A 22930-nucleotide genomic window follows, 5' to 3' on the forward strand; every position below is an offset into this window, starting at 1 on the left:
TCCTCATTTCTATTAATCATAGCAATAAAGTTTTTCTTAATAAAGTTCAAAGGTCACAAACTTTTCGGGCATGAGACGAGGAGGCTGAGAGCAGAGTTTTCGATACTGTTTGTCGAAAGTGGCTGAGCGAAAGGTTTGAGTGTAATGTGCGATGTGGACTGTGACTTCCTCGTAACTTTGAAAGAGCTCAATGAGTTTCTCAAGAGCTTTCTCTGAAAGGTGAAGGCGTTGCCCTCCATCTAAGCGATCAATCAAAAAGGAAAATTCCAATCCATTTGCTAGGAGGGAGACTTCGGCTTTGTGGGGATTGTCTCGATAAGGGGGAATTTTAAAAGTAAGGACATTTAAATAGCCCTCTATTGTTTGACTCTGCCGGATCAGCTCAAGACGAATGCCACGATTGAGAGATTCAGCTTCATAGGAGAGTTTTGCCATGTCATAGTTGGGATCGGTATTGCGAATGGCTGAGTGTTGCCATGGTTCTTTGTGACTGCAGCTTGAAAGGATAAAGAGCAGAAGCAGTAGAGGGAATTTCATGAAGAAGGGGCGTGTTTTCCAGTATTGTGACCTGAAACCAAGAGACCGATGACTACTGCAGCAGCTTTCTTATTTTGCATCATCTCTGGAGAGGGCTCTTTTGTAGAATAAGGAGGTCCAATAGGATCTACTGCCCAGGAAGGGGTGATGATCTCGGTTGATGGATCGTCTTCGAGTTGGATTTCTGTTGGATCGGGCTCATTTGCAATGAGTGTTGAAGAAAGCAAAAGCATTCCAAGATAAGACGTCCATTTTTTCATTTTTTAATGTATCCTCATTAGTTGTTCTTTGACATGTTGAATGGCCAAAATCTGCCAACAAATGCCAAAATCTTCATAGTTTTGGGTGATGTACTCCGTAAATGGCACCCATTGATTTCTTTGAAAGAAATTTGCTTTAAATAGCTCTTCTTTTTCTCCCTTTGCAATCTGGAGATGTTTTTTCCAACTCTTGAAAAGAATCGTGAGTTTTTTGTCGAACTCTTCATGATTTTCTAGAGTAGAAGGGAGGTCTTCTGCAACACATAAAGATTGGAAGCTTTTCAAGAGCTCTTGGTTAATTTTTAGAAAGTCTTTTCGTAGACTTGTAGCTGTTTGGATGTAGGCGTAGCCGTCTTTAACGAGGATAGATTGAAGAATCCGAATTTTGCCCCAGTTACTTTTTGTATCGATTTGCAAAAGGTGTGATTTGCCGCTTTTGGTTTGAAGAAGCCCAAGCTCACGAACGCTTTTAGTGATGTCAGAGCGGTGATTTTTTAAAACGGCGTCTAGATAGGTTTTTTCATCACAAGGGATCTTTTCAATGTAGAGACTGATGGCAGGGGTGAAGATTTTTCGCTGCGATTGCACAAACCCGATCTTAAGCCCATCTTCATGATGGGTGGGGTTGGACATGAGCCATCCTGAGGGCGGTTTGAAAAAAGTGAAGTGGGGTTGATCCGAGCAGAGAACTGAGGTGGAGAAGAGAGCACAAAGAAGTAAAAACCTTTTCATTATTTTTTCCTTCCCCGAGGGATGCTACGAATGCGATCCGGAGTGGGTTGAAGCACTTTGATGAATAATCCCTGCAACAAGCGCTATCGCAAGAGCTAACCCTAGTCCCCAACCTATCATCGACATGCTGATGGTGGAGTTAGCAGCTTTATCCGAACCGTAACCTAAAGGTTCGCAGTCGACGTCTTTATAGGCTCTGTTAGCTTCATAGTCGCAGTCAGAAGGTGCTTGATCTGTTGCAGATAGATGGAGGGGTGCCATTGCAAAGATAAAAGCCAATAAAACTTTCGAGACTTTCTTCATCAAAGTTTCCGTTAGTAAATCTTTTAAAGAGTCAATACTGCCTCAAGTTTGTTTTCTGGTAAAGTCTAAATTGAATCTTTTTCTTCGCTTTGTTATCTTTGACGCTCCAACTTTGGAGAAAAGTCATGACTGTCAGAGAACCAACAGCAATTGATAGTGATACACTTGCTATGCCTGTTTGGGAACTTCCAGAGCCAACAACGATGTGGGAACAAGTGACTCACACTGTTCAATCTTTGTATTATGGAACCGTGGCTCGACTGGTTTACTTCCTACGTTTCTATGAGTGGAGACAAACGGCGAATGCGCTTGCCGCAATCCTAGCAGAAACGCGTAGTGCACTCTTTATGGGGTATTGGCTCTCATCTGGAAAAGAAAAGACATTTCAGCACTATGGTTTGAACCCTACAACTTTGACTGAAGAGCAAAAAGGCAAGCCTGCGATTCTTCTCTTACATGGAAAAGGATCCAATCAAGCAGTCTGGGTAGAGCTTGCCAAAACCCTTCAAGAAAAAGGAATTCCAAATGTATTTACCTTAAATTCTCATGATGGGGAACTCACAGATGAAGATATTCCTCTCTTTGAAGCCAAGTTAGAAGAAATCCGTCAACTTTATGGAGAAAAAATCCCTCGAGTGATTGTGATTGGCCACTCCCGAGGAGCAGAGTTTTCTCTTTATGCAGGTCTTCCTCCAGACACGTTCAAGCTAGATGAAGGATATTGCACTCAGCTTAAACAGTGGGAAGCCTTTCGCCCTGAAATCCATATGATGATTCGTTTAGGATCGCCTCTTTTATCTGAAGAGCGGGACCAATTGCCAGAGGACATGCTGTCAAAGATTTATGAAATCGATGGATTGCGTGACTTAATCATCCCGGATCGTTCTTCGAATCCCTATTATCAAGCAGACTGTGGTCACGTTGAACTTCTTCACAACCAAGAAGTCCACAAAAAGATTGTCCAATTGGTATTGGGTTGATTTTTATCGTTTTTTTCTGTATCGTCAGTTGGAAGCTACAATTAAAAGGTCAGCATAAGATATGAAGTCGGTTGATACAGGAAAAGATAAAGTTAAAAAGATTTGCGAAGTCCTCAAGCGGGAAACATTAGACCCAGCAAAGAAGGAAGCAGATGCAATCGTTCATCAGGCGCGCGAAGAAGCGGCAAAGATTGTCGAAGAAGCCAAACGCGAAGCACAAAAAGTGCATCAAGAGGCTCAGAAGAAAATTGAAGAAGAGCGCAATGTTTTCGAATCTTCAATGAACTTGGCCTGTAAAAAAAGTCTGTCGACTCTCAAGCAAGAAATTGAACAAAAACTCTTCATTTCAGAGCTAAGCAGCTGGATTGAAAAAGGAACCCAAGATCCTCACATTTTAGCCGAACTCATTTCAGCAATCGTTAAAGGAATCGAAAAAGAGGGCCTTGATACAAATTTAGAAGCGCTGATTCCTGCAGCAGTGTCACCCAAAGCGGTGAATCAAGCACTTGTGAAGGGAATTACTGAAAAACTTAAGGAAAAAAGTGTAAAAATCGGCGAGTTTGAGGGGGGCGCTGAAGTGAGAATTGTCGATCATAATATCACGATCGATATGACCGATGATGCACTGAAAGCTCTCGTTGCGAGTTTTGTACGAGATGACTTTCGCTTGGCCTTCTTTGGAAACGCGTAATGAGTTATTTTTTTCTTGGTAGTGTTTTACCTCCCTTAAAACTTGGAATGGCTCCCGAACTCCACTTTGAGGACCTGCTCGTTCTCTTGAAAGACAACATGGCTGCGCGGGATTTCAAAAAGATCGCCAAGATTCGAAGTTTTATCGACCTCCAAAATGTGAAACACCTGCTGCAAAAGGTGCCTTTGGATGAGCGGGGAAATATGTCAGAAAAAGAGCTCGATCAGGCTCTTGTGACTCGTGAAGGACTTCTAGAATACCTTTACGAACACTTGGACGAGTATGAACAGACTGCTGATCAAATCCGCCATTTCTCAAGCGTGTATGTGAAGTTTTTTCGAGAAATGGAACAGAAGGAAAAGGGCTTTTTATCCTTTTACTTCAACTTTGAAAGGGAATGGCGTCTTTTGATGATCGGATTCCGATCTAAGCGGACGCAGCGAGATCTCTCAAAAGAGCTCCAATATGAGGATTTTCATGATCCCTTAGTGGCTCATCTTTTGGCGCAAAAGGACAGCCCTCAATTTGAGTTTCCTTTCGAATATCAGGATTTTGACGAGCAGGTGAAACAGGCTAAAGACCATCCAATGGATCAGTATCAGGTTTTAGCCAACTACCGTTTTAATCGCTTGCAAGATGAAGTACAAGATCACCCCTACTCTGCAGACTATGCATTGGGGTACTTTGTCCAATACATGCTTGTGCAAGATTGGAACCAGTTAAATGACCATCAGGGCAATCAGAAGCTGAATGGGATTGTAAAAGAATTAGGATAAGAAGATGACACAAGAAAATCAAGATACAGCAACAGGCAAAGTCGTCAAGGCCTTTGGAAACCTGATTCAGGTGAAGTTTCAAGGAAATGTTCGCCAGGGTGAAGTGGCCATGATTCAGGTGGAAGGAGTTTCCCTGAAGGCTGAGGTGATCGAAATCGCAGGTGACATCGCAAAACTGCAGGTGTTTGAAGATGTTCATGGTGTGGAACTCAATACACCAGTTCGTTTTTCATCTCATCTTCTTGAAGCGGAACTCGGCCCAGGATTGATCAGTTCTATTTTTGATGGTTTGCAAAACCCTCTAGAACGGGTGGCAGATGCATCAGGCCTTTTCTTGCAACGAGGCGTCTACATTCCCTCTCTTGACCGCACCAAGCATTGGGATTACCAACCCACAGCAAAAGTCGGTGACGTTTTAGAGCGCGGAGAGACGCTTGGAACGACAATGGAAGGGCGGTTCCATCATAAAATCATGATTCCTTTCTCCATGCGAGGAAAATACACCGTCACATGGGTTGTCAAACCCGGTTCGTACACGGTTGATACAGCAATTGCGAAAGTGAAGGATGAAAAGGGGAATGAGCATTCCATTTCGATGATGCAAAAGTGGCCGGTTAAAACCGCATTAATGGAAGGAAAGAAGGTTAAAGCGACCGAGATGATGGACACAGGATGTCGCATCATCGATACGCAGTTTCCTGTTCTTAAGGGAGGAACCTTTTGTACTCCTGGACCATTTGGAGCAGGGAAAACAGTTCTGCAGCACCATCTCTCAAAGTACTCATCAGTTGACCTCGTTGTTGTCACAGCGTGTGGTGAACGTGCAGGGGAAGTTGTTGAAGTTTTAAAGACCTTTCCCCACTTGACTGATCCTCATACGAATGAATCGCTGATGAGCCGTACGGTCATCATCTGTAACACTTCTTCGATGCCGGTTGCGGCGCGGGAAGCCTCGGTCTACATGGGAGCGACCATTGCCGAGTACTATCGTCAGATGGGACTCAATGTCCTCCTTCTTGCCGATTCGACTTCTCGATGGGCGCAAGCGATGCGTGAAATGTCAGGACGTCTCGAAGAGATTCCTGGAGAAGAAGCCTTTCCAGCTTATTTGGCATCCCGGATTGCCAGCTTTTATGAGCGATCAGGTGTGATTCTGATGAAAGACGGTTCAAAAGGGTCGATGACCATTGCAGGAACAGTATCACCTGCCGGTGGAAACTTCGAAGAACCAGTCACCCAAGCGACTTTAGCATCTGTTGGAGCTTTTCTTGGGCTTTCGCGACAACGCTCCGATGCACGCCGCTATCCAGCGATTGACCCTCTCATTTCTTGGTCGAAATACATCGATGATGTCAGCCTTGACTTGCAAAAGAAAGTCAAAGGGTGGGCGAAAAAAAACCGTCGTGCTGCCAAAATCCTACGTGAAGGGGATGAAATTGGAAAGCGGATGGAAGTTGTCGGTGAAGAGGGGATCACAATCGATGACATGATCGTTTATTTGAAGTCAGAACTCTATGAGTTTTGTTATCTTCAACAAAACGCCTTTGATAAAGAAGATGCGTACTGTCCGCTCGACAGACAAATCATCCTCTTTGATCTCATACAAAGAATCTTTGCAACAGACTTCTCGTTTACAGGACCAGATGAGGCACGCAACTACTTCTTAAGTTTGCAAAACGATATTAAAAATATGAACTTCATGCCTTTTGGCTCGGATGGTTATCAGACAGCTTATAATTCCATCGAGTCAAGAGTAGAAAATGCCAGCGCATAGGTGAATAGGAGCTTACATGAAAAAAGTTTACGATAGAATCATTGACATTCGAGGAAACTTGATCACCGTCATTGCAAAAGGGATCAAGCTTGGTGAGCTGGCAAAAATCCATCGCAAAAATGGAGACACCACACATGCCTCTGTTCTCAGCATCGATGGAGAAAAAATCACATTGCAAGCATTTGAAAATCCCCGAGGGGTTTCTACGGGTGACCGAGTTAGCTTTTTAAATCATCGTATGCAGGCAACTTGTAGTGCGTCTTTAATGGGCAGACGTCTCAATGGATCTGGGGAACCTATCGATGATGGACCTGAAGTTATTGGAGACAAAATCAACATTGGGCAGCCTTCATTTAACCCAGTTAAAAGGATTGTGCCTCACCAAATTGTCAATACGAATATTCCGATGATTGACGTCTTCAACTGCCTTGTGAAGTCGCAAAAGATTCCGATCTTCTCGATTGCTGGTGAGCCTTACAACCAACTTCTCATGCGGATTGCCAACCAAACCGATGCCGACATCGTCATCATTGGTGGAATGGGGCTTCGCTATGACGACTACCAAGCATTTATCGACAATGCGGAAAAGTCGGGTTCGATGGAAAAGACAATCATGTTCATTCATAAAGCAACTGACCCTGCTGTTGAGTGTATGCTCGTTCCCGATATGGCTTTGGCATGCGCGGAAAAATTTGCCGTTCAAGACAAGGATGTTCTCGTTCTCCTGACTGATATGACTGCTTTTGCTGACTCGATCAAAGAGATCATGATCACGATGGACCAAGTTCCTTCAAACCGAGGTTATCCAGGATCTCTTTACTCAGATTTAGCATCTCGCTATGAAAAGGCGGTCGACATCGACGGAAGTGGATCCACTACTGTGATTTCTGTGACAACAATGCCTGGTGGCGACGTGACCCACCCAGTTCCTGATAACACGGGTTATATCACAGAGGGGCAGTTCTACCTTCACGGAGGTCGAATCGATCCATTTGGTTCTCTTTCTCGTTTGAAACAGCAAGTCATTGGAGAGGTGACTCGTAAAGACCATGGCGATATCGCCAATGCACAAATCCGCCTCTATGCAGAATCGAAAAAAGCACGTGAAAGACAAAGCATGGGTTTCCGCCTTTCGAAGTGGGATCAAAAGTTGCTTGAGTTTTCACATCTCTTTGAAGATCGGATGATGAATCTCGAGGTGAACATTCCTCTAGAAGAAGCCCTCAATTTAGGCTGGGCAACTTTAGCAGAATGCTTTGAGCCGCATGAAGTCGGAATTAAAGAAGAACTCGTCAACAAATACTGGCCCAATCAAGGAAAGTAAGCGTGGCACAAATCAAACTGACCAAAAACGAACTCAGGGATCAGCAGTATCGGCTGAATCAGTTGCAAAAGTATCTTCCGACTTTGCAGCTCAAGAAAGCGATGCTCCAGCTTGAAGTGAACAATGCGATCTATGAGATTGAAGGTTTGACTCAGGCCTATCTTGAGGAGAAAAAGGAAAATGAAACCTTTCAGTCTCTCTTGACTGACCCTGAGGCGCTGCCTCTTTTTGATGGGACAGTTGTGCTTGAGGTTGAAAAGCGGTATGAAAATATCGCTGGAGCTGAGATTCCCCATTTCGAAGACGTTCGTTTTAAACAGCCCAACTATGCACTTTTTGACACACCCCTTTGGGTTGATGATGCCTTAGCTCTCTTGCGCTCTCTTGTGATTGCGAAAGAAAAGATCCACGTTGCTGAGGAAAAAAAAGCCATATTAGAAAAAGAACTTAGAGAAGTATCCATTCGGGTGAATCTCTTTGAAAAAGTGATGATTCCACGGACCCAAGCAAATATCAAAAAGATTAAGGTCTTTTTAGGGGATCAGGAGCTGGCTTCTGTTGCTCAGGCAAAAGTTGCTAAAAACAAAATCATTTTGCGTAAGCAAAAGCAAGAAGAGCAGGAGTCGGCATGATCATTCCAGTGAAAAAGTACATCTTTATTGGGGTGAATGAAGACTTGCAAGTCTTCTTTGAGCGGGCTCAGAAAAAAGGGTTTATCGAGTTTATCAACGGAGCAGGCAAGAGGGCACACGAACTTCCTGAAGAGCAACAAAAGCTTGTTAAAGCCATCAAGATTTTAAGCAAAATGCCATCTGTCAAGCAAGCTGGTTTAGTCAAAGATCTCGACGCTCTTAAGCTTGCCAAAACTGTTGTAGAGAATAAGGAGTGGTTAGAACGGCTTGTAGAGGAAGAGCGGATGATGCGAGCCGAGATTTCCCGGTTGATGCCACTCGGAGATTTTTCCATCGATGAAGTCAGAGAGATTGAGCGAGAAGGAAAGAAACATGTCCAGTTTTTCTGCGTCAAGAAGTCTAAAGCAAAGAAGATGGTTGTTCCTGACGAACTGATCTTTCTCAGCACCGAATATGACATGGACTATTACATGAGTGTCAGTGACCGTGTGGAGACATTTCCAGGAATGATCGAAATGCACATTGAAAAATCGCTCTCGACCCTTGAACGGGAACTTTCTCATGTCCAAGAATCGATCAAAAATTGCGAAAAAGAGCTAAAAGAAGATTGCGCTTATCTCACTTTTTTAAAAGAGCATCTGGTTCATGAGCTCAACCATTATCGCTTAGCAGTGGCTCAAAAAGAAGTGGACAGCCACATGAATGAGACCCTATTTGCCGTCGAAGCATGGGTTCCAGAAAACCGCCTGCATAGCCTCTTTCCTCTCCTAGAAGGACTTGGGATTCATGCAGAAGAAATCGCCATTGAAAAAACCGATCGAGTTCCCACCTATATGGAAAACTCGGGCTTTGGTAAGGTCGGTGAAGACCTCGTTCATATTTACGACACTCCTGCAGCAGATGATAAAGATCCCTCTACTTGGGTTTTCTGGGCTTTTGCAGTCTTTTACGCAATGATCATTTCCGATGCAGGCTATGGCTTTATCTATCTCGCACTGGCGCTCTTTTTACGCAAAAAGACTGCCAATGCGCGCGCCAGTATCAAACGGTTCGTCCGTTTATTGACCGTCTTATCCATCAGTGTGATCGTCTGGGGAGTTTTGGCAGGTTCGTATTTTGGAATCTATGTTGAGCCCAAAAATCCAGTCAATAAAGTTTCCATGATTCACGTGATGGCTGTGAAAAAAGCCGAATATATTATTAAACATCAGGATGCAACCTACAAAGAAAACATCGCAGTTTTCCCCCAGTTAGAAGGGATCTCCTCAAGCGAAGAATTCCTTCAAAAGGGGACGAAAATCGAACCGGGTGGACGGGTGAAATATGCTGTCTACGATGAGTTCCGCGATAGCATTTTCATGGAGTTTGCGCTCCTTGTGGGGATCGTCCATATTTGCCTCTCCTTATTAAAACACGTCCTGCGCAATTTTGCTGGGGTAGGGTGGGTCTTTGCCATTATAGGTGGCTATCTTTACTTTCCACAGGTTTTGGACGCCACCTCTATTATCCACTTCATGCACTGGATCCCAAAACACACAGCATTTGAAGTTGGACTGCAACTCCTATGGGGAGGATTGGGCCTTGCGCTTGTCTTGGCACTCATCCAAAACCGGGTCAAAGGTCTCATCGAACTCATGAAACCCATTGAGATCTTTGCCGACATCCTCTCATACCTCCGTTTATACGCACTTGGACTTGCTGGAATGATTCTTGCTGAGACGTTCAATGGAATGGGAGAAAGATTAGGATTTGCTGCAGGATTTTTTGTGATCCTTTTAGGCCATACGACAAACATTGCTGTCGGAATTATTGGAGGCACCATTCACGGGCTGCGTCTCAACTTTATTGAGTGGTACCATCATTGTTTCGGTGGAGGTGGCAAATTATTTAACCCGTTAAAGTTACTGAAAGTCAGAGGAGAATAACTATGAGCTTTGATATGATTGGGCCTGTGCTTGTCTTAGCACTTGGCTGTATCGGGAGCGCGATTGGATGCGGTATTGCCGGAATGGCCTCCCATGGCGTGATGAGTCGCGTCGATGAAAACCACGGTAAATTTATTGGGATGTCAGTTCTTCCTTCATCGCAAGCGATCTATGCCTTCGTACTCATGCTACTCATGAAAAACGCGATTGTAGCGAAAACACTAACGCCTGTTAATGGAATTGCAATTGGCGCATCTGTCGGAATGGCGATTATGCTGTCATCGATCTACCAAGGGATGTGTGCGGCAACGGGAATTCAAGCCTCGGCAAAACAACCTAGCGTCTATGGTAAGTGCTTTACCGCGCTTGGGATTGTCGAATCTTTCTCCCTCTTTGCCTTCGTTTTCGCTCTCATGCTGATCTAAGCGCTTATTCACAGAGGTTTAAAAGCCTCTGTGAATCTCAAAAGTAATAAAACTTTTTTATTCCAATTTAATTGATTTAAAAGAATCGCATTTGTACGATTTCCAGCCTTTAAAAGGGAGATTGCTATGGAACCATATTCAAATGTTCTTTGTCACACAATTATTTCAGATCAAAAGAAGGGATACATCGAAATTGCTGCAGATCTTTTCTTCTTGCCCGTCCTTTACTTTTCTGGGGGAAAGGGACGTCTTTATAGCATCATAGATAAAAAAGTTTCTGAGGATACAGCGTTCTTTCCTCAAGTCCATCACGAAAGCCGATGGGGGCAAGGGCTTGAATATCTTCTGACAGCGATTGCGATTGTCACCTACATACCAGGAATTATCTTAGGATACATTGCCAAATCCTTTGCCATGCGGCTCGATCCAGCCATTGGCGAAAGGCAACAAATTGTAGCGGATTATATTGGAAAAGTTTCCGATGAGGAGACAATAACAATCGAAACCGTAGAAATTACCGTTGAGATTCCCAAGGTGGAATCAGAAACACTCGATGAAATTGATAAAAAGCGGCGAGCAGCTGCAAATGCGATTCGCAAAAAATTAGAAGATAATGCCCTCAAAGATGATTTTCACACGATAAGTGAGAATCAAGCATCTTACAACAGCCAAGCAGCTAAGCTTTGGGAAACAACAGAAATGATTCAGCTTGTTGACGACTTCATGGAGGTTATGGTTCAAGAAATTCAGATCTTTATGAAAGAGCTCAGAAAGGAAGGAAATGGTGAGATGGCAGAGATAGTTCGTCTATTGGAAAACCAACGTGGGAAGCCAGTAAACGGAAAGTATTGTTGGAAGTTTTTCAACATGACACAAATGTACCATATGATTCGTTCCATGCAGTATTGGTGTCCTCACCCTGCAACAGCGGGTTTCTACCCTTTTTCCGCATTAGAATATTTTGATAGCGATGCGCGAAAGATAGTCATCAATACCGAACTAGAAACTCCGTTCTTTAAGGAAGGGACAAAGCAATATAAGTGGCGTCAGTACTACAATTACTTTTGCAACCAATTCAGAGACATTTTTCCTCATATGAGTGATAGTCGATTTCAAAATTGGGCTAAACCTGATGTACAGAAAGGGGTGTTTAGAGGTCGCCCAGACACAATACCGACATAAACCCTTGCCTATATGAATTGTCAACAATCCTCTAATTCAATATACATTGGATACATACAGAGGATTAGTTGATGAGAGAAGAAACCGATTCATTAGGCACAGTTGAAGTTCCTGAAGACCGTTATTGGGGCGCGCAAACAGAGCGTTCGCGGAATAATTTTCCCAATGCTGGGGAGAAAATTCCGATTGAAGTTGTCCATGCCCAAGCCATTGTCAAAAAGGCGTCGGCTATCGTTAATGAAGAACTAGGCCTCCTCCCAACTGAGAAAAAAGACCTCATTGTTCGTGCAGCAGACAAGATCATAGCAGGGGAGCTTGACGATCATTTTCCTCTAGTTGTTTGGCAGACAGGTTCAGGCACTCACACCAACATGAATGTCAATGAAGTCATCAGCAATTACGCTATTGAGCTTGCTGGAGGAAAAATTGGCTCGAAAGATCCTATCCATCCCAATGACGATGTCAATAAATCACAGTCCTCAAATGACACGTTTCCAACTGCAATGCACATTGCGGCATGTCTCAAAATTCTCAACGTGCTCATTCCCAATTTGGAAATTTTTCTAAGTGGCCTAAAGAAAAAAGCAGAGGAGTTCAAGGATGTGGTCAAGATTGGCCGCACCCATTTAATGGATGCGACTCCTGTGACTCTTGGCCAAGAGTTTTCAGGTTACGCATCGCAAGTGGAACATGGGATTCAAGCCATCAAAAATGCCTTGCCTCATCTTTCTGAAATCGCACTAGGGGGAACGGCTGTTGGAACAGGGCTTAACTCTCACCCCAAATATGCAAAGAGAGTTGCAGAAGTCATTTCAGAAATCACAGGTGTTCAATTTGTTTCAGCTCCGAATAAGTTTGAAGCGCTTTCGGCTGATGATTCCATGGCCGAAATGAGTGGAGCAATGAAACGGCTTGCATGCTCGTTCATGAAAATTGCCAATGACGTTGCATGGCTTGCCTCAGGTCCTCGTTGTGGGATAGGAGAGATCAAGATTCCTGCCAACGAGCCAGGCTCATCTATCATGCCCGGGAAGGTGAACTCCACTCAATGTGAATCCTTAACGATGGTGGCTGTTCAAGTTCTTGGAAATGACGCGGCAGTGGGGATTGCTTGTTCACAAGGTAACTTCCAACTTAACGTGTTTCGTCCAGTGATCATTTACAATTTACTTCAGTCGATTCAATTGCTTGGCGACAGTGCGGTCAATTTCTATGAAAAATGTGTCAAAGGCATTGAGCCAAACCTGCCTAGAATTAAAGAGCACTTAAACAGCTCTCTTATGCTTGTCACAGCTCTCAATCCTGTTATTGGGTATGATAAGGCAGCTCAGATTGCCAAAAAAGCCTACAACGAGCACAAGACCCTCAAAGAGGCAGCTCTTGAGCTCGGCTTCCTCACCGAAGAAGAATTTGATAAGGTCGTCGACCCTGCCAAGATGCTTGGGCACTGACAATACCCAGGAGTAGGACCTATTTCGCTAGATAGGTACGCTTGATGTAAGTAAACTTTTGAATTGCTTTATATCCTTTAAAATGAGACTATTCTCCCGATTTTTATAGCATGACAACCCAAAGGTAGGTGCTTGAATGGAAGGAATAGATTTTGCCGTAGGCGGCGTAGACGCTTTTGAAGGCTACGATTTTGAAGATGCTAGTGAAGTAGAAGTTTCATTTTTTGACCGTGAGCCAGCGTATGATGCGCAGGTGACACAGGCGATGAAGAATATGCATGAGCGTGTCCTTCAAAACCATACACAAAGACACACCCTTTCGACAATTGACAACGTTGTGAAAGTGAAGACGCTCAATGCGCAAGTGAGACAAGAAAAAGTTGATTTCTGGCAGTCTCGTCGTGCTGAGATGTTCACACTCGGTGGAGCAGGCGTTATTGGACTCATTGGATCAGCTTTCTTAGCTGCCTCTGCAGGTGGTATCTTAGCAGGGATTTTAGGGGTGACATCACTGGTTGGTTCAGTTCTTGGATTTTACCGTGGATATCAAGCTTCAAATCAAATGACTCAGTGGAGTCTTGACCTTCCTGTTGCGATTGCAAATCAGCGTAAGGTGGCTTTTGAAGAGGGTCTCTTGCATGCAATGCGACTTGATAGAACAGGTAAGGCCCATCCTTGTGCTTTTTCTTCGATCATGACGTCAACAGAGATGCAAGGAATGTACAACGTTTACTTCCACAACCTGGCTCGTTCGTTTGAGCGTGGCGGAGACGTTAAAGAGCAGCTAGCCATCATTCAACAAGTTGCTGTAGATGGCCCACTTTGTCCACACGTTTTCTCCTATGCTAAGCTGCATCCTCACCATGTGACTCAGCTGCAGTTTTACATTGGTGAGCATGACAAGTTTGTGAATGCCTTTGCATCAATTGAAAAACGAAGACTTGATCAAGAAAAGCAAGTGAAAGACAAAGCATATGATCAAATTTGCACAATTGAGAAGAATAAAAGTGCAGCTCTATCGGTTGTCAACGAAACGTACAATTCTTACAAAGATCAAGTCGAAAAGGATAAATCTGAAGCCCTCTTTGGGTTAGCTCCAGAAGAAAGAAGCGCTGCTTCTCGTGAGTTTGATCAGAAGCTTGCTGAAGCAAGACAACTTCGTGACCTAGGAAGAGCAGCCATTAGCTATCCTTTCCAAGTCCAGCGCGAAGGTGTTGAAAAAGAAAGAGACCAGTACTTGAGCCAGATCCGTTACGATCGCGATGCTCAATTGCTTCCTTTCTACAACCACTTGAGATTGCTCCACACCAATGCTTACCGTGCACTGATTGGGCAGCCTCCATCGGCTTACCCAACGCTTTCTGATCCGTATAACCTCTCATTCCACCCACCTGTCTTCACGATGCCGCAGCCTTCTGCTCCATCTTACGAAGCAACATTTGGTGGATTCCGAGATCGCGTCGATAACCGTGTGTACGACGAGTTCATGAGAGTTTACCGTCAGCAGCACCAGCAAGCTAGCTAAGGGTAAATGTGCTCAAAAAAGAGACCGGGCTGCGGAGAAACAGCCCGGTCTACAATCCACGAAGAGAGAATATAAGAAGAACTTTTTAATCTGTAATGGGCTCTAATCGCCCAGAAGGTCTAACTTTTCCTTGTTGGAACCGCTCACCCATCGTAAACCAGCTTTCAATATTTTGACTTTCGATTCCACTATAGCCAGCTATACACCACTCTGGGATCGTTTTATTTTGTGAACGCCCAGCAACAATCACACCAATTTTATAGTATTTATTGGTGGGGTCACATTTTGCTGCCTTCAAGAATAAAGAGAACGTTTCACGTGTTTCCGATTCGAAATTGAGATAGTCGTATAAATTGGCCATTTTAAACGGGTGCTCCCCGTTTTTTGGGTCAATGTGCATCGCAGTTTCATAGAGACGAATCGCTTTGAGGATGAACCCTTTTTTAGCTTTTATGTGTGCTATACGTTGCTCTTTGTGAATCTGCTGATGGAACTGTTGAGATTCTCGGCTAAATTCGCTTAGCGAATCTGCAAACTGTGTCACCATCGTGATGCCACGCTCTACTTGGCCTTCACATTGGAGAGCTTCAAGATAGGTCATGAGCCAGTTGCCATCGAAAAGTTTATCTAGCATCACATTCTCTTTTTTATAGAGCTCAATGGCTTTTTCGAAGTAGTTGATGGCAGGACCGAAATGACGCTCCACACGCCAGCCTGTTTTGGCTCGCTCCGCATGTGTTAGATCTTCTGCAGCCTTGAGGTAAAGGTCTGCGAGTTTTTTCGAATCTTGGGGAGCTCCACATTCGATAGCCAAGAGATAATAGTTTAATGTATCAACAGGGCGGCGGTCATCGATGGCTTTTTCATGTAGTGATAAGTAGAGGTCACGTTTTTCATATGTCACATCAGCACCTAGGAGTTTTGCTTGTTCACAGTAGCCAAGTGCTTCTTGGGTACTGCCTAAAGCTGCTGCTGCGCGAGAGAAGCGAAGAAGGATGTGAGAATTAGTTTCAGGAGGTGCTTCGGGTTCAATCCGTTTCAAAATACGGTCGAATCTGAGTGCTCTCTCGTCTTGCCCTTTATCGAGCGTGTGTGCTTTGAATTCTTTGAGCCTCTCTATCAGTTTATCATTGCGATGAGGGATCTTATCACCAATACGTAAGAATAGAGAGAGAACGTCGCAGTAATTGTCTCCAAGGATATAGGCATTTTCAGCATACTGAACAGCTTGATCGAATTGACCTTTGGAGAGTGCTCGATCGGCTAGGATAAAGGGGGTACGGCCAAAATCTGGATGAGAACCGTCCTTAATTTTTGTTTTTCCACCTAGAGCATTGACTTTGTTTCCATGGTGAGCACAAAGCCCCATGAGATGGCCTTGAAGTCCACCTTTGACATCACCTCTGTTTTTATCAAGGAGGTTCAGAATCGCTGCCATATTCGTTGATAAGTGAACTCCTTGAGTACGCTCTTTAAGCTTTGCTAACCACGGTTGAAAAGCTTCATGTTTCGTATATCCTTGAATGTGACCATAGGTTAAGAATTTGGCGAGTGCAACTTCGACATTGGCCTGTGAGGTGTGATCTTTTCCTCCAAAAAAACCAATGATCTTTTCAAAGACCATGGCAACCATACCCACAGTTTTTAGACCGCTGCGATCGGCATAAAAATAGGAGTCGGTATCCGATTCGCTGAGCGTTTTTAACGTCTCAAAAAATTCTTGTGGTTTGTGCCGAAAAGGAATGTGATCTGGTAATTGTTCGTAATTTGACATAAGCCTAGCTTTCCCATAATTATGTAATAATTATAGCTTTTTTATAATTACAAAACAATTAACTGCTGCATTAAAATCAATTATGTATAATAGAAATGATTTTTTATTAGGCTTTTTAATTTTTAATTGGCGTTAAACGTAATACCAATTTTTGTAAGTAGAAAACGGATGACAAGATGTGGGTGCAAAATTAAATTTTTTAGCATCACGGAGTAAGTCACACTTGTAATCTCTTTTTTTAAAAGAAACGGTTTTGAGCTTGCAGCATCCTTGATCCAATCAGGGTAAGGGGGAGGCAGCTTCTTAGGGAGCTCTTTTAAAGAAAAGAATTTAATATCCCTAGTTTCATCGCCGGTTTGAAGGGAGCCTTCGACTGTTTCACACTCGTAGAAATGAGTGAAGCGAGCGAGACGGCATAAGGGGGTATATTCGGCGATTTTCCGGATGATTTTAACCTTGAGTCCTGTCTCTTCTTCCATTTCGCGTAAGACAGCACTTTCAGGAGATTCACCAGCTTCAATGCCTCCTCCTGGAAGGACCCAGACGGGGACATCACGTCGCTTGATAAGTAGGATTTGGGACCGATCCTTTGAGAAGAGGATCCCATTGACACTTTCGTTTGAATGATCCATCATAGTTTTTTTTCATTCTAGTTTACTGAATATGATCCTAGTCCGTCAATTCTGTTTTCTTATTCTGGCCTTAGTTTTTTTCTCTGGATGTGAGAAGTATTATGTCACAGTGAAGCGGGAGTATGTCGATCGGGATCAACTTGCCAGCACTTTTGTGGGAAGCCCGGATCCTAGGCAGGATAATCCTCCAAGGGGACAAGAGCTCACAATTGAATGGCGTCTCCCTCCCGAAGCGATGGATCAGTCCCTCCAGCTTCAGCTGAGCATTCTTTACCGTGACTATTCACATGCCACCTTCACCTATCCCGTCGATCGACGTCGTGGAGTGGTGACCTATTCTTTGCTTAATGAGGAGTACTTTGAAAAAGAGGGGTTGCTTACCTATAAAGCAGAAATTGTCGATACAAATGGAAAGGTTCTTAAAGAGTGGAAGCAAATTCTCTGGACTGACCTTATCACCCTTGAAGAGCCCGAAGCAGAAATTAAGTGACGTCGTAGCTATAAAGTTGCTTGGCGCGTGTTTCTTTAATGAAAAGTGAAAAGATAAGGCCAATAAAGAGATAGATGGGGATGCGAAGAAGTGAGATCTGCATGCTTGCCGAAGAGGCGATTTCGTAGGATTTCAGCAGACCTATCTGGAACAATGTCACAATGAGAATTTGGCTGATAGCACAAAAAGCTCCAAAAAACACGTTTGAAATTCCCAGCGCTGTTGTGCCAATGCGAGGAACGTTGAGTTCATGAACAATGACGTATCCCAAATTGATTGTCGAAACTGAGAGTCCCAAAATGACATAACAAATGGCAAGAGACTGAACGCCGAGGTAGGGAGGATAAATGATTAAAAGGAGCATGAGAATCGCTCCGACAATGCCCCAAACGATGAAGAGTTTACGGCGCCGAATTGAAGTTGAAATTCTCGCAAAAAACGGGGCTCCAATGGCATATCCGGCGAGGAAGAACATATTCATCAATTCTGCTGTCGTCTCAGAAAAGCGGTAAGTGAGCAAAAGAAACTCTTTCGACCAAGTGGTGCGAAACGCAAAGAGAGGTCCAATCACAAAACCAGCAGTTAAAGAGACGATCCAGTTTTGCCCATTTTGAAAGACTTTACGAATGAAATACCCAAATGTTGCTCGTTGCTGACCTGTGTGCACACTGAAACCTGCCCCGGGTGCATCCTGGACAATGAAAAAGAAAAGGCAACCTAAAATCAATCCAATCAGGCTGAAAACGAGAAGAGCTTGTCTCCACCCTAATGCGTCTTGAAGGCTGAGCATGGATTCTCCTAAGATAATCATGCTAAGCACTGAGAGTCCGATGAACATTCCTAACATGAAGGCAAACCGTTTCGAATAAAACCAGTTCGAAACAATTTTAAGACCGTTTAAGAAGGCGAATGAGCCTCCTATCCCCATTAAAGCTCTGCCAACCCCGACCATGAGTAGCGATTGGCTGAAAGAAAAGACAAGGGCACCTGCTGCGCAAGTTAAGATAGCGAGTGAAGGAATCTTTCGTGATCCAAAGCGATCAACTAAAATTCCGACAGGAATTTGCATGAGGAAAAAAGCATAGAAAAATGCGTTTTGAGTGTAGGTCAGCTGGGGCACGGGAATCTGAAAAAGATCTGACAGCTTTTCTGAGAGCTCAACTGTTGTCAATTGGAGTGTCATGGCATAGCCATTGAACACAATACTCAGGATCAGAATGGTCCAAGCCATGACAGGACGAGGGTGCGCTAAATAATCTGTTAGCTCTTTCGTTTTCGACATAACTTCTATTTAGCTGTAATTGGATATATTAACAACTCTTGTAGCAAGAGATGTTCAAGTAGGAAAGCAAGTTCAAATGGAGTTTTTAGATTGAAAAAAAAGTTTCTAACTCGGCAATATTTTTCCTTTAGGGAAAATTTTAAATCAAGTTGAAATGAAAATGTTTAGGTATCCAAGTTTGAGAATTTTTCAATTCTTGTGCGTTTGTGCTACTCTTTTGTTAGCAAAGCAATTGCAAGCTTCTGAAGTCGTCTTTGACAGTCAGAGTTCTGTGAAAATAGTTCGAAGTAGTGTCGAGATCTATCCACCAGGAGAGGTCTGTCCTCTTGAGCCACTCAGCAAGGTATTGAGCGACTTCTGGTGTATAAGGCATTGCATGGACTTTGACAACGGTTTGTATGCCACGCATACAATACACTGCGATAATGCCTCGTTTTGCGAAGAGTTGATTGAACCTGAATCGGGAAATGTAAATATTGTCGGAGATAATTATTTTTCACTTGTTTTTGAAGACGGAGAATTATTGGCAGTAGCTCTTTGGGTAAATGATGCTCAGTTGCCAGTTGATTTGCCTAGGATTCGATCCTTGACCCAACATATCAAAACAGTGTCTTATTGGTTTTATAGTGAGGAGAAATTAGAGTATGTCATCGAGTTAGATGACGGAACTTCTTGGATAACCCCACCGCAAGATTTGGTTTGGGACAAGCCTTGGGATTTACATTCACGCATCATTAGGATAGGAACCAGTGATGATCCCATTTTAATCAACCTTGATAGTGTTTATGAAGCCGATGCCCAAATCACATCCAAGGATTATCTTGAGGTTAAACCAAGATAATCCTCGACTATGCCCTCTTAGCGGTGAGGACAGAGGTCAGAGAGGAGTGAGCTTTGAGGATGAGATCTTCTGTTGTTTTCCAATCAAGACAAGGATCAGTGATCGAAATGGCATGGCCTTCCTGGAGATGGCTCTCTAGCATGGAACCAACAATGATGTGGTTTCCTTCCATGATTTGGTCGAGAACAGAATGGAACACATCGATTTGTTTTTTGGGATTTTTTTGCGAGTTTCCGTGGGCGCAGTCTACGACGAGGGGAGTACTAAGACCAAAAACTCTTTGGCGTTGGATGGCTTCTGAAACAGAGAGTTCGTCGTAGTTGGGATGTTCTGTTGAGCCGCGTAATATAAGGTGGGTATAGGGATTCCCTTGAGATAAGATGGTAGAGATCCGTCCCTCGTTGTCAATTCCAATCGACGTTTGGGGGTGCCTTGCGGCAAGAGCGCCACAAATCGCATTGTCTAAAGTTCCATCTGTTTCATTTTTAAATCCAACAGGCATGTTGAGATGAGAAGCCATTTGCCGGTGCACTTGTGAGGCAGAGGTGCGCGCGCCTACAATTCCCCAGGTGAAAAATTCATGATGGTAATGAAGGAGAAAAGGGTCGAGAAACTCGGTGGCAATGGGGATTTCAAACTTCATAAGCTCGAGTAGCAGTTTTCGAGAGGAAGTGAGTCCTTTATCGATTTGATTTGTGCCATCTAAATCGGGATCGTAGAGAAACCCTTTCCATCCAAACTGAGTCCGAGGTTTTTCGAGAAAGACTCGCATGATGAGGAAAATCCGATCGTCGACTTTTTCAGAGAGCTTTTTGAGTTCTGAGGCATACTGCAAAGCGATGTCCTCATCGTGAATTGAGCAGGGACCTGCAAAGATAATGAACCGCTCGTCTTCTCCGCGGAGGATGTTTTCCGCAACCTTGCGGTTATGACGAATCATTTGCTTATAATGAGGAGATAGGGGATAGTCGTTTTCGATTTCAGAAGGAGTTGGAAGTGGGCTTAATAGAGATGACATATCACTAGTGAAAAAAATGGTTTAATGTCATTTTGATAACATAAAGCGAGACATGAGTGCAATCAAAAGACGCTTGATTCTAACCCTTCTTGTGATGCTAGTGATTTTAGCTGTCATGTTTTCAACAGTGACCCGTTCTCATCTCAAAAGGCAAGAACGTATCATCCTAGGTGCAAAGGACACAACGGGACAAATCATTTCCGAGGTTTTAGCGCTAGTACTTAGAGATCGAACAAATCTTATGTTCGAAGTCAAACCTGCATACGATGGAACTTTTATCTGCTTGAATGCGCTCAACTCCAATGAAATTGACTTGTACATTGAATACACAGGAACCGCTCTTAGCTCTATTTTACACAAAGATTATTGGGAGCTTCCAGAGGGTAAAACCCTTGAATTTCTCAATGAAGAGTTCAGCCGTCGTTTTGCCTTGGAGTGGATGCCTCCTGTCGGGTTTGAAGCAGCCTATGTTATTCTAGCGCGCCCGGATTTTGCTGAAAAACATGGCCTCAAAACTCTTTCTGATTTGAAAGCTCTGCTTGGAAAAGACCCAAAAGTAAAGGTCGCCTTCGATCCCGAATTTTACGCGCGACCCGAAGAGAAAGTGCTAGAAGAAGGGTATGGAATGCAATTTAAGGCTCTCAGTTTACTAGATCATCCACTCATTTACCTTTCATTAGTCAATGGCGCGGTCGATATCATCGATGGCTATGCAACAGATGGATTTATTCTTGAACACGGACTTGTCACTTTAGAAGACGATCAAAATCTTTTTCCTCCTTATCAAGCAGCAGCAGTTGTCAGGCAAGATATTTTAAAAAAACACCCTGAAATTCGCAGTATTTTTGATGAAATTTCTGGAAGAATTACTCTGGAAAAAATGGTCGAAATGAATTATGAAGTAGAAAATAAAGGCAAGAGTGTGTATCATGTAGCACAACAATTTTTAAAACGAGAAGGTTTGCTTTCTCATTCTCAGAAAGTTCCATGATGTTAACTCTGCAGCATATCGTAGACACCCTCAATAACTGGATTTGGGGGCCTCCACTCCTCATTCTCCTCGTCCTTGTCGGTTTTTACCTGACAGTTCGCACTCGCGCGCTTCAATTTCGCTATCTTTGGTATGCACATAAACTTGCCTTCACACGACATGATGACAGCGCACAAGGAGATATTAGCCACTTTCAAGCCCTGATGACTGCTTTAGCAGCAACCATTGGGATTGGAAGCATTACCGGAGTTGCAACAGCAATTGCAATTGGTGGAATGGGTGCTCTCGTCTGGATGTGGGGCGCAGCTCTTTTCGGAATGGCAACGAAGTATGGCGAAGCTATTCTTGCGATCAAGTACCGTATTTCTGACGAAAGCGGTGAGATGTGCGGTGGCCCGATGTACTATCTCGAAAAGGGGATGAAGGCGAAATGGCTAGGGGTTCTCTTTGCTTTTTTTGCTGCCGTCACAGCCTTGATCACAGGTAATATGGTACAAGCCAACTCTGTTGTCTTAGCTGTTCAAGATCTCTTTCATATTCAGCCAATCTGGACAGGCTTAGTGCTTATGGTCATTGTAGGAATTGCATTGATTGGTGGGATCAAGAGTATCGGTAAGGTCGCTGCAATTCTTGTTCCTGCTATGGCGGCCTTTTACATTGTGGGAGCGATCATCATCCTTTTGATCAAGATTCAAGCAGTTCCTGCAGCATTTGCGTTGATTTTTAAAAGTGCTTTTTCTGGCCAAGCCGCTGTTGGTGGGTTTGCAGGTGCAACCGTTATGGCTGCGATTCAACTTGGAGTTTCGCGTGGAGTCTTTTCAAGTGAAGCAGGACTCGGAAGCTCGCCAATTGCCGCAGCTGCAGCCAAAACCGATGCTCCTGGACGACAAGCTCTGGTCTCGATGTGTAGTGTGTTTATCACAACGGGAATTGTCTGCACTTTAACAGGTCTTGTCATCGCAGTATCAGGCGTTTTCGGAGAACTCGGACCTGATGGGAGTCTACTCAATGGTTCAGCTCTTGCACTTCGAGCCTTTGATCAAATCATTCCCTATGGTGGATTGATTGTGACCATTGCTCTTATTCCTTTTGCTTACTCGACCATTCTTGGTTGGGCTTATTACGGCGAAAAATGCGTCGAATACCTTTTTGGCATCCGCGCAACAAAAATTTATCGTGTCCTTTTTACACTTCTTGTAATTCCTGGATCACTCCTCAGTTTGAAGCTGGTTTGGGGAATTGCCAATATGATGAATGGACTAATGGCTTTTCCGAACTTGATTGGCCTTTTTGTCCTTGCTGGAATCATCTCCAAAGAAACGCGCTTCTTTGAGCGCCTTCTAAAGAAAGAAAAATTAGAAAAGAAACTGCAAAATAAGTAATTT

At 43.7% G+C, this 22930-nt stretch carries 24 protein-coding genes; 15 read left to right on the forward strand and 9 right to left on the reverse strand.

What is annotated here, in order from left to right; genetic code table 11:
• Window positions 1-36: 36 nt before the first annotated feature.
• The 4 genes from ACOOFG_RS04735 to ACOOFG_RS04750 are packed head-to-tail and all read right to left on the reverse strand — an operon-like array spanning window position 37 to window position 1832.
• Entirely contained in the window at window positions 37-537 is a 501-nt protein-coding gene (locus tag ACOOFG_RS04735) for a hypothetical protein (protein WP_420422490.1), read from the reverse strand.
• On the reverse strand, window positions 534-797 hold the full coding sequence (locus tag ACOOFG_RS04740; RefSeq protein ID WP_420422491.1) for a hypothetical protein: 264 nt from the start codon (window positions 795-797) through the stop codon (window positions 534-536). The genes ACOOFG_RS04735 and ACOOFG_RS04740 overlap by 4 nt, the downstream gene beginning before the upstream one ends.
• A gap of 3 nt (window positions 798-800) precedes the next feature.
• Window positions 801-1529 (reverse strand): hypothetical protein, encoded by a 729-nt coding sequence (locus tag ACOOFG_RS04745; RefSeq protein ID WP_420422492.1) that lies wholly within the window; start codon window positions 1527-1529, stop codon window positions 801-803.
• A 24-nt stretch (window positions 1530-1553) separates the two neighbouring features.
• On the reverse strand, window positions 1554-1832 hold the full coding sequence (locus ACOOFG_RS04750) for a hypothetical protein (RefSeq protein ID WP_420422493.1): 279 nt from the start codon (window positions 1830-1832) through the stop codon (window positions 1554-1556).
• Between the two features lie 125 nt (window positions 1833-1957).
• Here ACOOFG_RS04750 and ACOOFG_RS04755 point away from each other — a divergent pair, with 125 nt between their 5' ends.
• The 11 genes from ACOOFG_RS04755 (at window position 1958) to ACOOFG_RS04805 (ending at window position 14517) form a co-directional block, all read left to right on the forward strand.
• Window positions 1958-2812, forward strand: a complete 855-nt coding sequence (locus tag ACOOFG_RS04755; protein WP_420422494.1) for an esterase/lipase family protein — start codon at window positions 1958-1960, stop codon at window positions 2810-2812.
• A 61-nt stretch (window positions 2813-2873) separates the two neighbouring features.
• A complete protein-coding gene (locus ACOOFG_RS04760; protein ID WP_420422495.1) occupies window positions 2874-3503 on the forward strand; it encodes a V-type ATP synthase subunit E in 630 nt (209 codons plus the stop codon).
• Entirely contained in the window at window positions 3503-4279 is a 777-nt protein-coding gene (locus tag ACOOFG_RS04765; protein WP_420422496.1) for a DUF2764 family protein, read from the forward strand. The genes ACOOFG_RS04760 and ACOOFG_RS04765 overlap by 1 nt, the downstream gene beginning before the upstream one ends.
• A gap of 4 nt (window positions 4280-4283) precedes the next feature.
• On the forward strand, window positions 4284-6053 hold the full coding sequence (locus ACOOFG_RS04770) for a V-type ATP synthase subunit A (RefSeq protein ID WP_420422497.1): 1770 nt from the start codon (window positions 4284-4286) through the stop codon (window positions 6051-6053).
• Between the two features lie 16 nt (window positions 6054-6069).
• Window positions 6070-7377 (forward strand): V-type ATP synthase subunit B, encoded by a 1308-nt coding sequence (locus ACOOFG_RS04775; RefSeq protein ID WP_420422498.1) that lies wholly within the window; start codon window positions 6070-6072, stop codon window positions 7375-7377.
• A gap of 2 nt (window positions 7378-7379) precedes the next feature.
• Window positions 7380-8009, forward strand: coding sequence for a V-type ATP synthase subunit D (locus ACOOFG_RS04780; protein WP_420422499.1), 630 nt, complete (start codon window positions 7380-7382; stop codon window positions 8007-8009).
• Entirely contained in the window at window positions 8006-9934 is a 1929-nt protein-coding gene (locus ACOOFG_RS04785) for a V-type ATP synthase subunit I (RefSeq protein WP_420422500.1), read from the forward strand. The genes ACOOFG_RS04780 and ACOOFG_RS04785 overlap by 4 nt, the downstream gene beginning before the upstream one ends.
• 2 nt (window positions 9935-9936) lie before the next feature.
• The gene (locus ACOOFG_RS04790) at window positions 9937-10359 is read left to right on the forward strand and encodes an ATP synthase subunit C (protein WP_420422501.1); all 423 of its coding nucleotides are present in this window, start codon (window positions 9937-9939) and stop codon (window positions 10357-10359) included.
• 126 nt (window positions 10360-10485) lie between these two features.
• Window positions 10486-11541, forward strand: a complete 1056-nt coding sequence (locus ACOOFG_RS04795) for a hypothetical protein (RefSeq protein WP_420422502.1) — start codon at window positions 10486-10488, stop codon at window positions 11539-11541.
• 71 nt (window positions 11542-11612) lie between these two features.
• Window positions 11613-12992 (forward strand): class II fumarate hydratase, encoded by a 1380-nt coding sequence (gene fumC, locus ACOOFG_RS04800; protein ID WP_420422503.1) that lies wholly within the window; start codon window positions 11613-11615, stop codon window positions 12990-12992.
• A gap of 136 nt (window positions 12993-13128) precedes the next feature.
• Window positions 13129-14517 carry a hypothetical protein gene (locus tag ACOOFG_RS04805; RefSeq protein ID WP_420422504.1) on the forward strand — a complete coding sequence of 463 codons (1389 nt, stop codon included), beginning with the start codon at window positions 13129-13131 and terminating at the stop codon, window positions 14515-14517.
• 85 nt (window positions 14518-14602) lie between these two features.
• Here ACOOFG_RS04805 and ACOOFG_RS04810 read toward each other — a convergent pair whose 3' ends face one another.
• Together ACOOFG_RS04810 and ACOOFG_RS04815 are read right to left on the reverse strand one after the other, a co-directional pair.
• A complete protein-coding gene (locus ACOOFG_RS04810; RefSeq protein WP_420422505.1) occupies window positions 14603-16291 on the reverse strand; it encodes a hypothetical protein in 1689 nt (562 codons plus the stop codon).
• A 122-nt stretch (window positions 16292-16413) separates the two neighbouring features.
• Window positions 16414-16926: an NUDIX hydrolase gene (locus tag ACOOFG_RS04815; RefSeq protein WP_420422506.1), complete on the reverse strand. Its 513-nt coding sequence runs from the start codon at window positions 16924-16926 to the stop codon at window positions 16414-16416.
• Window positions 16927-17032: 106 nt separating this feature from the next.
• Between ACOOFG_RS04815 and ACOOFG_RS04820 the strand changes: the two genes are divergently transcribed.
• Window positions 17033-17413: a hypothetical protein gene (locus ACOOFG_RS04820; RefSeq protein ID WP_420422507.1), complete on the forward strand. Its 381-nt coding sequence runs from the start codon at window positions 17033-17035 to the stop codon at window positions 17411-17413.
• Here the strand turns inward: ACOOFG_RS04820 and ACOOFG_RS04825 are convergent.
• Both ACOOFG_RS04825 and ACOOFG_RS04830 read right to left on the reverse strand, forming a co-directional pair.
• On the reverse strand, window positions 17406-18695 hold the full coding sequence (locus ACOOFG_RS04825) for an MFS transporter (protein ID WP_420422508.1): 1290 nt from the start codon (window positions 18693-18695) through the stop codon (window positions 17406-17408). The two genes, ACOOFG_RS04820 and ACOOFG_RS04825, sit on opposite strands and share 8 nt — an antisense overlap.
• Window positions 18696-18915: 220 nt before the next feature.
• Complete coding sequence (locus ACOOFG_RS04830) at window positions 18916-19104, reverse strand: hypothetical protein (RefSeq protein WP_420422509.1); 189 nt, start codon at window positions 19102-19104, stop codon at window positions 18916-18918.
• A gap of 36 nt (window positions 19105-19140) precedes the next feature.
• Here ACOOFG_RS04830 and ACOOFG_RS04835 point away from each other — a divergent pair, with 36 nt between their 5' ends.
• Window positions 19141-19536, forward strand: coding sequence for a hypothetical protein (locus tag ACOOFG_RS04835; protein WP_420422510.1), 396 nt, complete (start codon window positions 19141-19143; stop codon window positions 19534-19536).
• Window positions 19537-19543: 7 nt separating this feature from the next.
• Here ACOOFG_RS04835 and ACOOFG_RS04840 read toward each other — a convergent pair whose 3' ends face one another.
• The gene (locus ACOOFG_RS04840; protein WP_420422511.1) at window positions 19544-20554 is read right to left on the reverse strand and encodes a 3-deoxy-7-phosphoheptulonate synthase; all 1011 of its coding nucleotides are present in this window, start codon (window positions 20552-20554) and stop codon (window positions 19544-19546) included.
• 52 nt (window positions 20555-20606) lie between these two features.
• Here ACOOFG_RS04840 and ACOOFG_RS04845 point away from each other — a divergent pair, with 52 nt between their 5' ends.
• Both ACOOFG_RS04845 and ACOOFG_RS04850 read left to right on the forward strand, forming a co-directional pair.
• Window positions 20607-21545 carry a glycine betaine ABC transporter substrate-binding protein gene (locus ACOOFG_RS04845; protein WP_420422512.1) on the forward strand — a complete coding sequence of 313 codons (939 nt, stop codon included), beginning with the start codon at window positions 20607-20609 and terminating at the stop codon, window positions 21543-21545.
• Window positions 21545-22927: an alanine/glycine:cation symporter family protein gene (locus ACOOFG_RS04850; protein ID WP_420422669.1), complete on the forward strand. Its 1383-nt coding sequence runs from the start codon at window positions 21545-21547 to the stop codon at window positions 22925-22927. The genes ACOOFG_RS04845 and ACOOFG_RS04850 overlap by 1 nt, the downstream gene beginning before the upstream one ends.
• The last annotated feature ends 3 nt before the right edge of the window (window positions 22928-22930 follow it).

Source organism: Simkania sp., assembly GCF_965215465.1.
Taxonomy (GTDB): Bacteria; Chlamydiota; Chlamydiia; order Chlamydiales; family Simkaniaceae; genus Simkania.

Coding starts and splice junctions, on each gene's coding strand:
- ACOOFG_RS04795 (WP_420422502.1), top strand. CDS start 10,486: ATGGAACCATATTCAAATGTTCTTTGTCACACAATTATTTCAGATCAA.
- ACOOFG_RS04840 (WP_420422511.1), bottom strand. CDS start 20,554: ATGTCATCTCTATTAAGCCCACTTCCAACTCCTTCTGAAATCGAAAAC.
- ACOOFG_RS04815 (WP_420422506.1), bottom strand. CDS start 16,926: ATGATGGATCATTCAAACGAAAGTGTCAATGGGATCCTCTTCTCAAAG.
- ACOOFG_RS04760 (WP_420422495.1), top strand. CDS start 2,874: ATGAAGTCGGTTGATACAGGAAAAGATAAAGTTAAAAAGATTTGCGAA.
- ACOOFG_RS04805 (WP_420422504.1), top strand. CDS start 13,129: ATGGAAGGAATAGATTTTGCCGTAGGCGGCGTAGACGCTTTTGAAGGC.
- ACOOFG_RS04790 (WP_420422501.1), top strand. CDS start 9,937: ATGAGCTTTGATATGATTGGGCCTGTGCTTGTCTTAGCACTTGGCTGT.
- ACOOFG_RS04740 (WP_420422491.1), bottom strand. CDS start 797: ATGAAAAAATGGACGTCTTATCTTGGAATGCTTTTGCTTTCTTCAACA.
- ACOOFG_RS04810 (WP_420422505.1), bottom strand. CDS start 16,291: ATGTCAAATTACGAACAATTACCAGATCACATTCCTTTTCGGCACAAA.
- ACOOFG_RS04785 (WP_420422500.1), top strand. CDS start 8,006: ATGATCATTCCAGTGAAAAAGTACATCTTTATTGGGGTGAATGAAGAC.
- fumC (WP_420422503.1), top strand. CDS start 11,613: ATGAGAGAAGAAACCGATTCATTAGGCACAGTTGAAGTTCCTGAAGAC.
- ACOOFG_RS04750 (WP_420422493.1), bottom strand. CDS start 1,832: ATGAAGAAAGTCTCGAAAGTTTTATTGGCTTTTATCTTTGCAATGGCA.
- ACOOFG_RS04830 (WP_420422509.1), bottom strand. CDS start 19,104: ATGCGTGGCATACAAACCGTTGTCAAAGTCCATGCAATGCCTTATACA.
- ACOOFG_RS04745 (WP_420422492.1), bottom strand. CDS start 1,529: ATGAAAAGGTTTTTACTTCTTTGTGCTCTCTTCTCCACCTCAGTTCTC.
- ACOOFG_RS04770 (WP_420422497.1), top strand. CDS start 4,284: ATGACACAAGAAAATCAAGATACAGCAACAGGCAAAGTCGTCAAGGCC.
- ACOOFG_RS04775 (WP_420422498.1), top strand. CDS start 6,070: ATGAAAAAAGTTTACGATAGAATCATTGACATTCGAGGAAACTTGATC.
- ACOOFG_RS04765 (WP_420422496.1), top strand. CDS start 3,503: ATGAGTTATTTTTTTCTTGGTAGTGTTTTACCTCCCTTAAAACTTGGA.
- ACOOFG_RS04825 (WP_420422508.1), bottom strand. CDS start 18,695: ATGTCGAAAACGAAAGAGCTAACAGATTATTTAGCGCACCCTCGTCCT.
- ACOOFG_RS04735 (WP_420422490.1), bottom strand. CDS start 537: ATGAAATTCCCTCTACTGCTTCTGCTCTTTATCCTTTCAAGCTGCAGT.
- ACOOFG_RS04755 (WP_420422494.1), top strand. CDS start 1,958: ATGACTGTCAGAGAACCAACAGCAATTGATAGTGATACACTTGCTATG.
- ACOOFG_RS04850 (WP_420422669.1), top strand. CDS start 21,545: ATGTTAACTCTGCAGCATATCGTAGACACCCTCAATAACTGGATTTGG.
- ACOOFG_RS04845 (WP_420422512.1), top strand. CDS start 20,607: ATGAGTGCAATCAAAAGACGCTTGATTCTAACCCTTCTTGTGATGCTA.